16 protein-coding genes are annotated in these 16,659 nt (G+C 41.2%); 11 read left to right on the forward strand and 5 right to left on the reverse strand.

All coding sequences use genetic code 11. The features are described from left to right. Positions 1 to 2: 2 nt before the first annotated feature. The gene (mnmE, locus tag ACYVRS_RS13470; RefSeq protein ID WP_461203556.1) at positions 3 to 1,397 is read right to left on the reverse strand and encodes a tRNA uridine-5-carboxymethylaminomethyl(34) synthesis GTPase MnmE; all 1,395 of its coding nucleotides are present in this window, start codon (positions 1,395 to 1,397) and stop codon (positions 3 to 5) included. A 223-nt stretch (positions 1,398 to 1,620) separates the two neighbouring features. Here mnmE and ACYVRS_RS13475 point away from each other — a divergent pair, with 223 nt between their 5' ends. Continuing rightward, a complete protein-coding gene (locus tag ACYVRS_RS13475; protein ID WP_054116875.1) occupies positions 1,621 to 1,950 on the forward strand; it encodes a heavy metal-binding domain-containing protein in 330 nt (109 codons plus the stop codon). A gap of 205 nt (positions 1,951 to 2,155) precedes the next feature. Here the strand turns inward: ACYVRS_RS13475 and jag are convergent, their stop codons facing one another. The 4 genes from jag to rpmH form a co-directional block, all read right to left on the reverse strand. Next, positions 2,156 to 2,914, reverse strand: coding sequence for an RNA-binding cell elongation regulator Jag/EloR (gene jag / locus ACYVRS_RS13480; protein WP_461203557.1), 759 nt, complete (start codon positions 2,912 to 2,914; stop codon positions 2,156 to 2,158). A gap of 18 nt (positions 2,915 to 2,932) precedes the next feature. After that, on the reverse strand, positions 2,933 to 3,757 hold the full coding sequence (locus ACYVRS_RS13485; RefSeq protein ID WP_461198910.1) for a YidC/Oxa1 family membrane protein insertase: 825 nt from the start codon (positions 3,755 to 3,757) through the stop codon (positions 2,933 to 2,935). Positions 3,758 to 3,775: 18 nt separating this feature from the next. After that, positions 3,776 to 4,111 (reverse strand): ribonuclease P protein component, encoded by a 336-nt coding sequence (gene rnpA / locus ACYVRS_RS13490; protein WP_313537214.1) that lies wholly within the window; start codon positions 4,109 to 4,111, stop codon positions 3,776 to 3,778. Between the two features lie 144 nt (positions 4,112 to 4,255). Then, positions 4,256 to 4,390: a 50S ribosomal protein L34 gene (gene rpmH, locus ACYVRS_RS13495; protein ID WP_002356012.1), complete on the reverse strand. Its 135-nt coding sequence runs from the start codon at positions 4,388 to 4,390 to the stop codon at positions 4,256 to 4,258. 510 nt (positions 4,391 to 4,900) lie between these two features. Between rpmH and dnaA the strand changes: the two genes are divergently transcribed. From dnaA to ACYVRS_RS13545, 10 genes are all read left to right on the forward strand, one after another. Then, positions 4,901 to 6,235 (forward strand): chromosomal replication initiator protein DnaA, encoded by a 1,335-nt coding sequence (gene dnaA, locus ACYVRS_RS13500; protein ID WP_054116879.1) that lies wholly within the window; start codon positions 4,901 to 4,903, stop codon positions 6,233 to 6,235. 159 nt (positions 6,236 to 6,394) lie between these two features. Further along, a complete protein-coding gene (dnaN, locus tag ACYVRS_RS13505; RefSeq protein ID WP_054116880.1) occupies positions 6,395 to 7,525 on the forward strand; it encodes a DNA polymerase III subunit beta in 1,131 nt (376 codons plus the stop codon). Positions 7,526 to 7,745: 220 nt separating this feature from the next. Further along, on the forward strand, positions 7,746 to 7,985 hold the full coding sequence (gene yaaA, locus ACYVRS_RS13510; protein WP_054116881.1) for a S4 domain-containing protein YaaA: 240 nt from the start codon (positions 7,746 to 7,748) through the stop codon (positions 7,983 to 7,985). Further along, entirely contained in the window at positions 7,972 to 9,084 is a 1,113-nt protein-coding gene (gene recF, locus ACYVRS_RS13515) for a DNA replication/repair protein RecF (RefSeq protein ID WP_054116882.1), read from the forward strand. The genes yaaA and recF overlap by 14 nt, the downstream gene beginning before the upstream one ends. Before the next feature lie 5 nt (positions 9,085 to 9,089). Continuing rightward, positions 9,090 to 11,039, forward strand: coding sequence for a DNA topoisomerase (ATP-hydrolyzing) subunit B (gyrB, locus tag ACYVRS_RS13520; RefSeq protein ID WP_461203558.1), 1,950 nt, complete (start codon positions 9,090 to 9,092; stop codon positions 11,037 to 11,039). Positions 11,040 to 11,110: 71 nt separating this feature from the next. Further along, positions 11,111 to 13,603 carry a DNA gyrase subunit A gene (gyrA, locus tag ACYVRS_RS13525; protein ID WP_461203602.1) on the forward strand — a complete coding sequence of 831 codons (2,493 nt, stop codon included), beginning with the start codon at positions 11,111 to 11,113 and terminating at the stop codon, positions 13,601 to 13,603. Between the two features lie 235 nt (positions 13,604 to 13,838). After that, complete coding sequence (gene rpsF, locus ACYVRS_RS13530; protein ID WP_054116884.1) at positions 13,839 to 14,138, forward strand: 30S ribosomal protein S6; 300 nt, start codon at positions 13,839 to 13,841, stop codon at positions 14,136 to 14,138. A 43-nt stretch (positions 14,139 to 14,181) separates the two neighbouring features. After that, positions 14,182 to 14,706: a single-stranded DNA-binding protein gene (gene ssb / locus ACYVRS_RS13535; protein ID WP_054116885.1), complete on the forward strand. Its 525-nt coding sequence runs from the start codon at positions 14,182 to 14,184 to the stop codon at positions 14,704 to 14,706. Between the two features lie 23 nt (positions 14,707 to 14,729). Then, the gene (gene rpsR / locus ACYVRS_RS13540) at positions 14,730 to 14,966 is read left to right on the forward strand and encodes a 30S ribosomal protein S18 (protein ID WP_005226367.1); all 237 of its coding nucleotides are present in this window, start codon (positions 14,730 to 14,732) and stop codon (positions 14,964 to 14,966) included. Between the two features lie 238 nt (positions 14,967 to 15,204). Beyond that, positions 15,205 to 16,653: a GGDEF domain-containing protein gene (locus tag ACYVRS_RS13545; RefSeq protein ID WP_461198915.1), complete on the forward strand. Its 1,449-nt coding sequence runs from the start codon at positions 15,205 to 15,207 to the stop codon at positions 16,651 to 16,653. The last annotated feature ends 6 nt before the right edge of the window (positions 16,654 to 16,659 follow it).

Below are 16,659 nucleotides of genomic sequence, written 5' to 3' on the forward strand. Positions count from 1 at the left end.
CTTTATTTTCCTAAACAAAATTGACTGAACAATTGGGTGATCAATTCGTCTTGCACACTGTCTCCAACAACTTCTCCTAAATAATCCCAACACCGTGTCATATCGATCTGTACTAAATCTACGGGCATGCCCGCTTCAATGCCCTCGATCACTTCTGATAACGAGTAGGCAGCATTTTCCAATAAAGCGATGTGTCGGGTATTGGACAGATAGGAAGCATCTTTGTCTGTTGTTTTGCCGCCGAAAAAGAGATCCGCAATCGCTTGTTCTAATTGATCTAAGCCTTCGTTGTTCAACACAGATACGGAGAAAACTGGCTCATCCGTGATGTATGATCGTAGCTCTTCGGAAGTGATTTGGGCAGGTAAATCCGTCTTGTTCAATAAAATGATCCGTCGGGTACCTTCCGTCAAGGTCAGCAACTGTTGATCTTGTGGGGTGATCCGTTCGCTTTGGTTGAGCACCAGCAAAATCAGTTCGGCTTCTTTCAAGGCTTTGCGGCTGCGTTCAACACCGATTTTTTCGACTACATCTTCTGTATCCCGAATACCAGCAGTATCGATCAGCTTTAATGGCACACCTCTGACATTGACATATTCTTCAATCACATCACGCGTTGTACCGGCAATATCCGTCACAATGGCTTTTTCTTCTTTTAAAAGATGGTTGAGCAGACTAGATTTACCTACATTTGGCCGTCCAATGATTGCGGTGCTCAATCCTTCCCGCAAAATTTTGCCTTGTTGCGCAGTAGCCAATAGACTTTCGATTTGTGCTTTGACCATCTGAGCCTTTTCCAACAACAGACGAGTGGTCAATTCTTCCACATCATCATATTCTGGATAGTCGATGTTGACCTCTACTTGTGCCAATGTTTGTAAAATATCTTGTCTTAATTGGCGAATCAAGTGCGAGAGATTCCCATCTAACTGATTGATTGCTAAATTCATAGCCTTATCTGTTTTGGCGCGAATCAAATCCATGACTGCTTCTGCTTGAGAAAGATCCACACGGCCATTTAAAAAGGCGCGTTTGGTAAACTCACCCGGTTCTGCCAGGCGTGCCCCTTGGCGCAGCACAAGTTGTAAAAGTTGATTAACGACAACGATCCCTCCGTGACAATTGATCTCAACGACATCTTCACGGGTAAACGTCCGCGGCTGTTTCATAACGGACAACATCACTTCATCCATCAAACGTTCCTCGACAGGGTCTATGATATGACCGTAATGGATCGTGTGACTTGGCACCTCTGCCAAAGACTTGCTGCTGGTGAAGATTCGATCAGCGATTGCGATAGCTTGATCGCCGCTTAATCGGACAATACTGATTGCGCCTTCTCCAGGGGGAGTTGAAATTGCAGCAATCGTATCAAATTCTTGGGTAATATTCGCCATGTTCTAGCACCTCCTATTTTTTTCCATAAAAAAAAGTGCCCACTCCACCCGTTGATTGAACCCAACGAGTAGACTTCGCACTTTGACTGCTTGTCAATTAAATTCTGGGAATAGATTAGCACATTTTCGTTTACACCGCAAGTTTCTTGGAAAACTTTTAAATTTTGCATATAGACCCGAAACACGCTAAAATAAAGGAAAAGAATGAAACGAGGGAACGCTTATGGATACGACCAAAAACACAGATACTTCAGCCCGTATCAAAGAAATCATTTTATCAACTGGAAACGTCAATCGACCTTACATCGTACGGGATATCGTCTTCGCGGCGGACAAGATCGAAGTTGATCTTTTCGATACAAGTATCGATCTTAGTGAATTAATGTCTGATGTGACAATGCGTTTGAAAGAAACAGCCCATCGTTATGGTGCCAACGCAGTCATCAATTGTCATTTCGAGCATGATCGTATCGTTGAAGGGGACAAAACTTTTCTAGAAATTTTTGCCTATGGCACAGTCGTACAATTTACTCAATCTACGATCGGCGGTTAACAACAGCTAAACAGAAAAAATCGTCAAAAAAAAGAGTCCGCAGCAGGACTCTTTTCTTTTTACCAAAGTTTGACCTACATCATGTATGTTGACTTTGATAAGAATGATTTGTAATCAAGAATACTTGCTTTCAAAAGGCTTGTCAAATAGGTTTCGAGACAAAAAACGAGGAAAGGCCTGATATAGCGCCTTTCCTCGTTTAAAATCAAATTTTTTTGGTTGCCGGTTCTACGACCAAATAGCGATAGGGTTCATCCCCTTCAGAATGGGTTTGAACATTTGCATCTTTGCTCAATACCGAATGAATCTGTTTCCGCTCAAACGCCGGCATCGGCTCTAAGAAAACGGGACGTCCAGTTCGTCTGACCTTTTCAGCAGTGCGACTGGCCAAACGTTCAAGGATCGCTTGGCGCTTTTCCCGATAATCCCCTACATTGATGACCACAGACAACTTATTTTTAGCGATACGGTGGATATAGACTTGCGCTAAATATTGCAACGCATTTAAAGTCTTTCCATGTTTGCCGATCAAAATACCTTGTTTGTCCGTTTCCAGTTGAAATACGATCAAACCATCTTGACGGACAGTTTTGACTAAGGCTGGTGCCTGCAATGCTTTTGAGATATTGGTCAAATAGAGTCCCAATTGTGCCAAAGCTTCTTCATCTGACAGATCTGTCTTCTGTTGCGCTTGGCTAGGGCCATCAACTTCAGTCACTGTATCTACGATATCCTCTGACACAGTGACTTGATCAATGACTGGTTCTGGTTCAGTATCAGTTATAGGTGCAGGTTCTACCAAGGCTTTTTCGATTGAAACACGCGCTGGTTTTTTTCCCATTCCCAAAAATCCTTTTTTACCTTCATCAAGTACATCAATGATTGCTTGATCTTTGGTCAATCCAAGAACTTGCAATCCTTCTTGAATCGCTTCTTCTACTGTAAGACTTTCATAAATCGGCATTGCAGTGCAGCCTCCTTTTTATTTTTTGCGTTTTTTCTTGGGATTCAATGCTTTATTCAAAGCCCGTTCCCGTTCTCGTTCCTTACGGGCTGCTTCTTCACGTTCTTGGCGAATCTTGAATGGATTGTTCAAAATCATCGTTTGTACAACTTGGAAGGCATTTGAAACGACCCAGTATAAGGATAGCCCGCTGGCAATATTGATCCCCATCAAAAGAATCATCAATGGCATCGCAAAATTCATGATTTTCAAACTCGCATTTGACTCTACTTGGCTCATACTTGATAAATACGTACTCGCAAAAGTAAACAATGCCGCCAAAATCGGTAAAATGAAGTAAGGATCACGATCCCCCAATTGCAGCCACATAAATTTCCCTTCCTGCAAGGCAGGTACCCGCGAGATCGATTGCCATAATGCCATTAAAATCGGCATTTGAACCAACAAAGGCAAGCATCCAGCATAAGGATTAACATTGTGTTCTGCATATAATTTTTGGGTTTCTTCTTTTAATTTACTTTGTGTTTCAGTATCTTTTGACGCATATTGTTGTTGCAATGCTTTGATTTTCGGCTGCAATTCTTGGGTCTTCCGCATGCTTTTCGTTTGAAAATGCATCAACGGCATCAAAATCACACGAATGATCAATGTAAAGAGAATAATCCCGATCCCGGCATTGCCAAATGATAAAGCTTTGATCGCCTCTGCAAAATAATACACGACGTAACGATCCCAAATTCCCGTGCTTTGCGCATTAACTTCACCTGTTGCACCACAGGCAGATAAAACAACTACTAATGAGAAAACTCCCAAAAGCAATAAGACGCGTTTTCCTTTTTTCACGTAACTAATTCCTTTCTATTACTGTATGATTTTCGCAAGTTTCAGCACGTGCGCCAAGTTCGAATAAATTTCCTTTGAGGAACAAGTAGCCGTGCTTGGGCGCGCAATAATGATAAAATCGATCGCTGGTGAAATGCGTGGCTTCATATCGATCAAACTCGCACGAATCTTTCTTTTCACTTCATTGCGTTTGACCGCATTGCCAACTTTCTTTCCAACAGATAGACCGACACGAAAATGCGGCTGTTCTTTCGGCAAGACATAGACCACGAATTTCCGATTTGCAAAAGAATTCCCTGTCTGGAAAACTTTTTGAAAATCTTGCTCTGATTTTACACGATAAGATTTTCTCATATCGGTTCCTTCACTTCTTTCGATTATGCTTTATTACGTCCTTGAATACGTAACCACTCACTTGTCAATCATACCATATTTGCCCTACATCAGGCACTAAATTCCTAAAAAACGGCATAAAAAAAACCACTGGCAAACAGTGGCTTATGCAGAAATAACCTTTCTGCCTTTACGACGACGGCTAGCTAAAACACGACGTCCATTTTTAGTACTCATACGTTTACGGAATCCGTGAACTTTTTGACGTTTACGTTTATTTGGTTGATACGTTCTTTTCATATATTTCCACCTCCATTAGCAGCTTGCTTATGCGCACAGACATACTTTGATAGTATAACGAGTCAAGCACTACTTTGTCAATAACAAGTTGCGCTAAATTTAGCTTCTTTTATCCACAATCTCGGTGAAATCCGTGTGTTTGCTGTTTATAACCAAAAATTGTGGAAAACTTTTTCCTCAGAGTTATTTGCTGCTTTTCCACAAATAAACAGCCTGTATAAAACTTATCCACATTTCAGTTTTTGTCTGTTGATAAGTATGTAAAATCCTTTTAATACCAACGCTTATATTATACATTAGCGTGTGGATAACCTTTCTGATATTCCAGTTATCAACAGATAGAACATCCTTGTGGAAAACCCTATTTTGGATATGTGCCTTTCTTTTTTATTTTTATCCTATGGTGTGGAAAAGTATTTTTTTCTCACCTTTTTTAATTTAATCTGTGGAAAACTTTTCCAATCCGTGCTATTTTAGTTATATCTATTTTTAGTTATGGGAGGACAATTTATGCCATCTGCTGATTCTATTTGGCAAGATCTGCAAAGATCCTTTAAAGAAGAGTTAAATCCAGCCAGTTACAGTGCTTGGATCGAAACTGCCAATGTCTTGTCTTTTGAAAAAAATCAGCTGCTGATTGAAGTACCCAGCGATCTTCATAAATCTTATTGGGAAAAAAATCTAGCTGCCAAAATCGTCGAAATGGGATTTATGAGGACTGGTGAGGAATTGATTCCTAGTTTTGTGACTGTTGAAGAAGCTGAAGCACTGAAAACACCTGCAGCTTTGCAAAAAACGACCAACAATTCTGAAGAGCCGCCTAAAACTATTTTGAACGAAAAATATACATTTGATACCTTTGTCATCGGAAAAGGCAATCAAATGGCCCATGCTGCTGCCCTCGTTGTTGCTGAAGATCCTGGGTCTATTTATAATCCGCTTTTCTTCTATGGAGGCGTTGGTTTAGGTAAAACCCATTTGATGCACGCGATCGGTCATCAGATGCTCCTAAAACGACCAACAGCCAAAATCAAATATGTCAGTAGTGAAAACTTCACCAATGACTTCATCACTTCGATCCAAAAAAACAAAATGGAAGACTTTCGCAACGAATATCGCAATGTCGATCTTTTACTCGTAGATGATATCCAATTTTTGGTGAATAAAGAAGGAACTCAGGAAGAATTCTTTAATACGTTTGAAGAGTTATACCGCAACAATAAGCAAATCGTCTTGACCAGTGATCGATTGCCCAACGAGATCCCTACTTTACCAGAACGTTTGGTTTCCCGTTTTGCTTGGGGATTATCGGTAGACATCACACCACCTGATTTAGAGACCCGTACGGCTATTTTACGGAAAAAAGCCGAAGCAGAGCGATTGGAGATACCTGATGATACATTAAGTTATATTGCTGGGCAGATTGATTCGAATATCCGAGAACTCGAGGGAGCCTTAGTTAGGGTCCAAGCTTTTGCAACGATGCAAAATTCAGATATCACCACTAGTTTGGCAGCTGAAGCCATCAAAGCACTCAAATCAAGCCATGGGTCTACCCAAGTATCTATTCTGCAGATCCAAGAAGAGGTGGCTAAATATTACCACATTCATGTGACTGACTTAAAAGGCAAAAAACGCGTCAAAGGTATTGTTGTTCCACGCCAGATCGCAATGTTCCTTTCAAGAGAACTCACAGACAGTTCGTTACCAAAAATCGGCGGTGAATTCGGCGGTAAAGATCATACAACTGTCATTCATGCCCACGAAAAAATTCAACATTTGGTTGAAACAGATGCTACGATCAAAAATGAGATTGCCGAAATCAAACACATTCTCTTCAGCTAAGCTGTGGATAATAAGAAAAAAACGTGAAAAGTTATCCACAAGTTATTCACAGGCGTTTTCGTTGGTACTATCACGCTAAACCAAAGTTATCCACATTACTAACAAGCCTATTACTACTATTACTTTTATTTAATAACTATAAATTGAAGGAGTCCCGTTATGAAACTAACTTTAAACCGCTCAGAATTCATGCAAGAACTACAAACTGTTCAACGTGCCATTTCAACAAAAACGACTATCCCGATTTTAACAGGTGTCAAAATCACACTGACGGACCAAGGATTAACATTGACTGGCAGCAATGCTGATATTTCGATTGAAACATTTCTTAGTGCTGACAATGAGAAAGCCCAAATGAACATCGAACAAACAGGAGCGATCGTTCTTCAAGCACGCTTCTTCAGTGAAATCGTTCGTCGATTACCAGAAAGTACATTGACTTTAGAAGTATTAGAAAACAACCAAGTGGCAATCACTTCCGGTAAAGCCAATTTTACGGTGAATGGCTTAGATGCAGATAGCTATCCACACTTACCAGTTGTTGAAAGCCAAAACGCCATCGAGATCCCGGGGCATATCCTAAACAAAATCGTAAGTGAAACAGTTTTTGCTGTTTCTCAACATGAAAGTCGCCCAATTTTGACTGGGGTCCATTTTGTTCTCGAGGATCAAAAACTACTCGCAGTTGCGACTGATTCACATCGTTTGAGCCAACGTGTGATCCCTCTAGACAGCGGTGACACGGCCTTCAATATTGTGATTCCTGGAAAAAGTTTGACTGAACTTTCTCGTTCATTGACAGATGAAGAAGAAGCGATCCAAATCAGTATCATGGATAATCAAGTCTTGTTCCAAACCAAAACAATGAAATTTTATTCACGTTTGTTAGAAGGAACGTACCCAGATACCAATCGTTTGATTCCTTCAAGTTTCAATACTGAAATCGAATTTGTCGTCCCTGAACTGCTGCAAGCGATTGAACGGGCATCATTGCTTTCACACGAAGGGCGCAATAATATCGTACGTTTGGCTATTTCTGAAGAAGCAGTTGTTTTATACGGAAATTCTCCAGAAATCGGGAAAGTTGAAGAAGATCTGAACTTTGCCTCTGTGACCGGTGATCCATTGGAGATTTCTTTCAATCCAGACTATATGAAAGCTGCTTTACGGGCTTTTGGTGATACAAGCATCGTCATTCGGTTTATTTCAGCGATCCGTCCATTTACTTTAGAACCAACAGAAAGCAAAGGCACGTTTATCCAACTGATCACGCCTGTCAGAACCAATTGATTTTCATGTCTTTTGAAAATCAATGAAATACGTAGTGAAAATGAATAAATCTATTTAAAGGGCTTAAAATCGTTTTTAAGCCCTTTTTTCTATTTTTGCTTATTTTTTATCTAAAAAGAGTAAGTCTTCTGAGAATCAAAAATATCCCGATGAATTTGTTTTCTGAGGCAAAAAAGAGTATAATAGAAGTACACATTCTGTGACGGAATTGAGGGAAATTATGAAAAAGAAAATTTTTTTGGAAACAGAATACATGACCCTTGGACAAATGTTGAAAGAAGCTAGCGTGATTGGCAGCGGTGGACAAGCAAAGTGGTATTTAGCTGAACAAACCGTTTTGGTCGATGGAGAGCCTGAAAATAGAAGAGGCCGTAAACTATATGCGGGAATGATGATCGAGCTGCCTGATGAGGGTACTTTTTTTATGGTCAAGAAAGAAGACAGCGATGCGGCTGAATGAGTTGCAAATCAAGAATTATCGCAATTATGAAACGTTGTCGCTGCACTTCAACAAAAACTTGGTCATTTTTTTAGGAGAGAATGCACAAGGGAAAACCAATATCCTTGAAAGCATCTATGTTTTGGCAATGACCAAAAGCCATCGGACATCCAGCGAACAAGAGTTGATTCGCTGGGAAACGGACGGCGCCTATATTTCTGGTCTAGTAGATCGCGGACGTTCCACGATCCCATTAGAATTATTTTTATCAAAAAAAGGGCGCAAAACCAAAGTCAATCATATTGAACAAAAAAAACTGAGTAGTTACATAGGACAATTGAATGTCATCTTATTTGCGCCAGAAGATTTATCTTTGGTCAAAGGAAGTCCGCAAGTGCGGCGCAAATTTCTTGATATGGAGATTGGACAGATCGATCCAATCTATTTGTATGATCTTGTTCAATATCAAACCGTCTTGAAGCAAAGAAACCAATACTTAAAACAATTAGCTGAAAAGAAGCAGACTGATGAAGTTTATCTGGATGTACTGACCGAGCAATTGATTGATTTCGGCAGCAAAATCATTCTAGCTAGACAAAAGTTTGTCCAAAGACTGGGGTATTGGGCCAATGCACTTCATCAAAAAATCAGTCAAGAAAAAGAAGTGCTGCAGATCAACTACTTATCGAATATTCCTGCAACTTGTCAAACGCTGCAAGATATCCAGCAACACTTCACGCATTCTTTGGCACAAGTCAAAGAACGAGAAAGATTTCGTCAGATGACTTTAGTTGGACCGCATCGAGATGACTTAGATTTTTTGATCAACGATAAGGACGTGCAAACCTTTGGTTCCCAAGGGCAGCAACGCACGACAGCTTTAAGTGTCAAATTAGCTGAGATCGACTTAATGAAAGAAGAAACCGGTGAATATCCGGTATTGTTGTTAGATGACGTGATGAGTGAGCTGGATGATTCCCGCCAACTGCATTTATTGGCAACGATTGAAGGAAAAGTCCAGACATTTCTGACAACGACCACATTAGATCATGTAAAAGATAAAATGTCTGTAGAAGCAGAGATTTTTTATGTAGAGCAAGGACATATCAAAGGAGAATAGACTGAATGACAGAAGAAGAAAAAAATTTAGTTGAACGGGCCAAAGCCTATGATGCCAGTCAGATCCAAGTATTAGAAGGATTAGAAGCCGTTCGTAAGCGTCCTGGGATGTATATCGGTTCAACCAGTTCAGAAGGCTTGCATCATTTAGTATGGGAAATCGTAGATAATTCGATTGATGAAGCGTTAGCTGGTTTTGCAACCAGTATTGAAGTGATCATTGAACCTGATAATAGTATCACCGTCGTTGATGACGGCCGGGGAATTCCAGTCGGTATCCAAGCCAAAACGGGTCGACCTGCGGTTGAAACCGTGTTTACGATTTTACATGCCGGCGGTAAATTCGGCGGTGGCGGATACAAAGTTTCTGGTGGTTTGCATGGTGTAGGTTCTTCCGTGGTGAATGCATTGTCGACGACACTAGACGTAAAAGTGTATAAAGAAGGCAAAGTATACTACCAAGAATATCATCGTGGGGCAGTCGCGGAAGATTTGAAAGTCATTGATGAAACAGATCGCCATGGGACAACCGTCCATTTTGTGCCAGACCCTGAAATTTTTACAGAAACAACAGAATTCAATTTTGACAAATTGGCTACGCGTGTTCGAGAATTGGCGTTCTTGAATCGCGGCTTGAAAATCTCGATCGAAGATAAGCGCAGCGAAAAACCGATATTGAAAGAATATCATTATGATGGTGGGATCAAGAGTTATGTTGAGCATTTAAATGCCAGCAAAACAGCACTATTCCCCGAACCAATTTATCTTGAGGGAGAACAACAAGGAATCACGGTTGAGGTTTCTATGCAGTATACAGATAGTTACCACAGCAATTTATTGAGCTTTGCCAACAATATCCATACGTATGAAGGCGGCACCCATGAATTTGGCTTTAAAACGGCTTTGACACGGGTAATCAATGACTATGCCCGCAAATCAAAGGTCATGAAAGAAAATGATGAGAATCTTACCGGTGAAGATGTCCGAGAAGGATTGACTGCAGTCATCTCGATCAAACATCCCGATCCGCAGTTTGAAGGACAAACCAAAACCAAACTAGGTAACTCTGAAGTACGGACAGTCACAGATCGATTGTTTTCTGAACACTTTACCAAATTCTTGATGGAAAACCCGACAGTCGGACGACAAGTCGTTGAAAAAGGATTATTGGCTTCAAAAGCACGGCAAGCGGCCAAACGTGCGCGCGAAATGACGCGACGAAAAGGCGCATTAGAAATCAGTAATTTACCTGGTAAATTGGCTGACTGTTCTAGTAAAGATCCTGAAAAAAGCGAATTGTTCATCGTCGAAGGAGATTCCGCAGGCGGGTCTGCGAAACAAGGACGCAGCCGGGAATATCAAGCGATTTTACCGATCCGTGGGAAAATTTTGAATGTCGAAAAAGCGAGCATGGACAAGATTTTGGCAAATGAAGAAATTCGTTCATTGTTTACCGCAATGGGGACTGGTTTTGGTGCTGATTTTGATGTGTCAAAAGCCCGTTACCATAAGTTGGTCATCATGACAGATGCCGATGTCGATGGTGCCCACATCCGTACATTGTTATTGACACTTTTTTATAGATACATGCGTCCAATCGTGGAAGCGGGCTATGTGTATATTGCACAACCGCCTTTATATGGTGTCAAACAAGGAAAAAATATCCATTATATCCAACCTGGAAAGAACGCAGAGCAAGATTTGAAAGACAAAATCGCTTCATTGCCTGCGACACCTAAAGCGACCGTTCAACGGTATAAAGGATTGGGAGAGATGGATGACCATCAACTATGGGAAACCACAATGGATCCAGAAAATCGGATGATGTTGCGTGTAAGCGTGGATGATGCGATCGAAGCGGATCAAGTTTTTGAAATGTTGATGGGCGATCGCGTGGAACCACGACGCGCCTTCATTGAAGAAAATGCACATTACGTGAAAAACTTGGATATCTAACCAATCGCAGAGGAGGAAACAGCTTGAGTGAAGCAAAACAAAATATTCACGACGTCAATCTAACGAGTGAAATGCGTGAGTCCTTTATCGATTATGCGATGAGTGTTATCGTTGCAAGGGCTTTGCCAGATGTGCGAGATGGCTTAAAGCCAGTTCACCGCAGAATTTTGTATGGCATGAACGAATTGGGTGTAACGCCAGATAAACCACATAAAAAATCTGCCCGGATCGTCGGCGATGTAATGGGTAAATATCACCCTCATGGGGATAGTGCGATCTATGAATCAATGGTTCGTATGGCACAGCCGTTTAGTTATCGCTATATGCTTGTTGATGGACATGGAAACTTTGGCTCCGTCGACGGTGACGGCGCAGCTGCCATGCGTTACACCGAAGCCAGAATGAGTAAACTGGCGATGGAAATGTTGCGGGATATCAATAAAGATACTGTTGACTTCCAAAGCAACTATGATGATACTGAACGGGAACCGGCTGTCTTACCTGCAAGATTCCCCAATTTACTGGTCAATGGAACAACGGGGATCGCGGTCGGCATGGCTACCAATATTCCGCCGCATAATTTGAATGAAGTGATTGCAGCTATCGATTTATTGATGGAGAATCCTGATGTAACTACGAGCGAATTGATGGAAGTTCTGCCTGGACCCGATTTTCCTACTGGCGGGATCGTTATGGGGAAATCAGGTATCCGTCGCGCATACGAAACAGGGAAAGGTTCAATCACTGTTCGTGGTAAAGTCGAAGTGACCGAAATGCCAAATGGCAAAGAAAGAATCTTAGTGACAGAATTGCCATACATGGTCAACAAAGCCAAACTGATCGAACGAATCTCGGAACTGCATCGTGATAAGCGAATTGAAGGCATCACTGATTTGCGGGATGAATCGTCTCGCGAGGGGATGCGAATCGTTATTGATGTCCGCAGAGATGTCAGTGCATCAGTCATCTTGAACAATCTGTACAAAATGACAGCTTTACAGTCTTCTTTCGGCTTTAATATGCTTGCCATTGAAAAAGGCGTGCCGAAAATACTGAGTTTGAAACGAATTCTAGAAAATTATATCGAGCACCAACAAGAAGTTGTGACGCGTCGTACGCAATTTGATAAAAACAAAGCGGAAGCACGCGCCCATATTTTGGAAGGGTTGCGGATCGCTCTTGATCATATCGATGAAATCATTGCGTTGATTCGTGCATCAGCTTCTGATGATATTGCCAAGACGACCATGATGGAGCGTTTTGAATTATCGGAACGTCAAGCACAAGCGATCTTAGATATGCGTTTGCGGCGTCTGACCGGTTTAGAACGAGATAAAATCGAGAATGAATACCAAAGTTTGTTAGAATTGATTGCTGATTTAACAGATATTTTGGCTCATCCGCATCGGGTATTAGAAATCATCCAAACAGAATTGCAAGAGTTAGGTCAACGTTTTGGAGATGCTCGCCGAACTGAATTACTTGTAGGTGAAGTACTCAGCCTTGAGGATGAAGACCTGATCGAAGAAGAAGAAATCGTTATTACGTTGACTAATAATGGCTATATCAAACGAGTAGCAAATTCAGAATTCCGTGCGCAAAGACGTGGCGGCCGTGGTGTCCAAGGAATGGGCATTCACGATGAAGATTTTGTTCGAACGCTGCTATCATGTTCTACACATGATACGCTGCTCTTCTTTACCAATAAAGGCAAAGTCTACAAAGCCAAAGGGTATGAAATCCCTGAATATGGACGAGCAGCCAAAGGGATCCCTGTCATCAACTTGCTCGGTATTGACTCCAGCGAACGTATCGAAGCGATCATATCTGCTTCGGGTGGACCACAAGAAGGACGTTACCTCTTCTTTACTACACGACTAGGAATCGTGAAGCGGACTTCAGTGACTGCGTTTGCGAACATTCGTGCCAACGGCTTGATTGCCATCGGTTTGAAAGAAAATGATGAGCTGGTAAATGTGATTGAAACCCATGGGGAAGATAGAGTGATCATCGGTACGCTTAAAGGTTATTCTGTCACATTCGAAGAAGCGTTGGTCCGCGATATGGGACGAACAGCTGCTGGTGTCCGTGGTATTCGTCTAAGAGAAGCAGATTATGTTGTTGGAGCTGCTGTGATCAAAGAAGACAGTGAAGTCTTAGTGATCACAGAAAACGGCTATGGCAAACGCACCAAAGGCTCTGAGTACCCAGTCAAAGGTCGTGGCGGTAAAGGGATCAAAACAGCCAATATCACGCCTAAGAATGGCCCTCTTGCTGGATTAACGACTGTTTCTGGTGAAGAAGACATCATGGTCATCACCAATAAAGGTGTCTTGATCAGATTCAATGTAGCTTCTGTTTCGCAAACTGGTCGTGCCACATTGGGTGTACGCTTGATGAAGATGGAAAACGAAGCCAAAGTTGTAACAATGGCCACCGTAGAGCCTGAACCGCAATTGGACATAGCGACAGAGCGCGCGCAAGCCGAAGATACGTCAGCAATGAATCAGGCCGTTCAAGATTTAGCAGATAGTCAGGATACAGCGACAGATACGGAAGAATAAATTTTTTCAGATTATACAAAAAAACGAACCCACTTTTGGTTCGTTTTTTTTTGGTTCAATCACCATCTGTTTGCGTAATTCTTTATGTAAGGAACAAAGTCGGTTGTATTTAGAATAACAGCTTGCAATTTGAACGTAAAAAGTGTATAATAATTATTTGTGAGTAGTCTAACCAGGCCACTCTCTCTGCTCCTAGTCAACTAGGGGCCTAAGTCCACAGGGAGGTGAAGAATCAATGGAAAACACGAAATATGAAATTTTATACATCATTCGTCCAAACATTGATGAAGAAGCTAAATCCGCATTGATTGCACGTTTTGATTCAATCTTAACTGATAACGGCGCTGAAGTTATCGAGTCTAAAGATTGGCAAAAACGCCGTCTAGCGTATGAAATGGATGGATTCCGTGAGGGTATCTATCACATCGTTAAAGTTTCTTCTTCAACAACTGCAAGTGCAATCAACGAATTTGACCGTCTTGCAAAAATCAATGATGACATTATCCGTCACATGATTGTCAAAGAAGAAGCATAATATTGTTTCACGTGAAACAAAAGCGATGAGGAGATGATGAACTTTGATTAACAATGTTGTACTAGTAGGAAGATTAACTAAAGATCCTGATTTACGTTACACTTCTAACGGCACGGGTGTCGCTACATTTACTTTGGCAGTAAATCGTAATTTTACCAATCAAAGTGGTGAGCGCGAAGCTGATTTTATCAACTGCGTCATTTGGAGAAAACCAGCTGAAACCATGGCAAACTATGCACGTAAAGGGACATTGCTAGGGATCACTGGACGGATTCAAACACGTTCTTATGATAACCAACAAGGTCAACGTGTTTATGTAACAGAAGTCGTTGCTGATAACTTCCAATTATTAGAGTCAAGAAATGCTTCTGAGCAAAGACGGACATCTGACAGCGGCAGCAGCAATAACACTACGTATAATTCAAATAGTTCTTCTGGATTTGGTAACAATCAAAGCAATCAAACTCAATCCTCTCAACCATCAGGAATGCCTAGTTTTGATCGTGATAATTCCGATCCGTTCGGAAACGCATCAATCGACATTTCAGACGATGATTTACCATTCTAAGAAATTGATAGGAGGGAAATAGGATGGCACAACAAAGAAGAGGCGGACGCAAACGTCGTAAAGTAGACTATATTGCAGCTAACCATATCGAACATATCGATTACAAAGATATCGAATTATTAAAACGTTTCATTTCAGAACGCGGTAAAATTTTGCCACGTCGTGTAACTGGTACAGGCGCGAAAAACCAACGCAAACTTACCATTGCAATCAAACGCGCACGTATTATGGGATTACTTCCATTCGTAGGCGAAGAATAAATCGACTTCAAATGACAAGCTTCTTGAGAGGCTTGTCATTTTTTTGTCTTTTCATCTTTTGTTATTTGTTATTTTATTTTTGTTTACAATAACAGATGAATGGATATAGTGGACCATGTCATATGTCTTAGCGTTTCACGTGAAACATTTTTTTGCATCATCGCCTAATTTCCTAAACTGTGGTAAAATAGGATAACGAAAGATCATAAATTGGGAGAAAATATTGAGGGGTTAAATAATGGCAGCAATTGGGTTGATTTCAATTGATAATTATGACGATTTGATCGAAAAGAAAGATGACAAACAAGTATCTTATTTGAACTCGCTGATTACAACGCTGATTTCCGATTGGGCAAGTGAAAACAGTGTCTTTTACAAGCGTATCAATTCAGAACGTTTTCTTTTTGTTGCAAAAGATTCTGATATTGAACGAATGAAAGACGATAAATTTCAATTTTTGACTCGGGTGCGACAAGTGGCTGAAAAAAACGATTTGCCATTGACCATTAGTATGGGGATTGCGTATGGCCAGGAATCTTTTGAAGTGGTTGGTGAAGAAGCGCAAAATAATCTAGATGTGGCATTGGTCAGAGGTGGGGATCAAGTTGTCCTCAGGGAAGCTATAGAAGATGCAAAACCACAATTTTTTGGTGGCAATACAGATGGCACACCAAAGAGAACGCGTGTTCGTTCTAGGGCTATGAGTACTGCTTTGAAAAAGATTTTTGCTGAGAATCAGCGGATATTTATCATGGGACATCGTTACCCTGATATGGATGCGCTTGGATCAGCTTTTGGTGTTGCTTATATGGCAATGATGAGTGACAAAGAGTGCTATATCATTCTGAATGCGAAAGAAATCACTGCTGACATTGAACGTGCTTTAGAGGAGTTAAAAAAGTATCCTGACCTTCAGCGACTTGTGATTTCAGACGAAGAAGCAATTGATCTATCAAATGACGAAAGTGTCTTAGTGATGGTTGATTACCATAAGCCATCAATGTCGATTTCTCAAGCTGTCTATGATACATTTGAAAAGATTGCTGTAATCGACCATCATCGTCGCGGCGATGAGTTTCCTGATAAACCTTTATTGACGTATATTGAATCATCAGCTTCCTCGGCAGCTGAGCTAGTCGCCGAATTGATTCAATATCGTGCAGCCCGTAAATCATTATTGCCTAAATTTATTTCTACTGCGCTTTTAGCAGGGATCTATGTGGATACCAAAAATTTTACTGTGCGTACGACAGGGCGCACCTTTGATATAGCTGGTTATTTGAAGAATCAAGGTGCAGATACATCATTGGTACAATATATGCTGAGTACGGATTTAGATTCTTACCTGATGATCAGTGAGTTGGTATCACGCAGCAAGCACTTTAAAGAAGATATCGTGATTGCCTCAGCGGATGAGGATCGCGTATATGATAGTGTGACCGTAGCTAAAGCCGCGGATACATTATTGTCTATCAATGGCATCCATGCGGCTTTCGTGATCACCAAACAACCAGGCGATTTGATTGGGATCAGTGCGCGGAGTACTGGCAAAGTCAATGTGCAAACCATCATGGAAGGACTGGGAGGCGGCGGCCATTTTACCAATGCAGCAACGCAAATCAAAGGCAGCAATATCGATGAAGTAGAGGATCGCCTGCGCAATGAATTAATCAATCATGACCAATAATAAGGA

Source organism: Enterococcus salsurae (assembly GCF_054784955.1).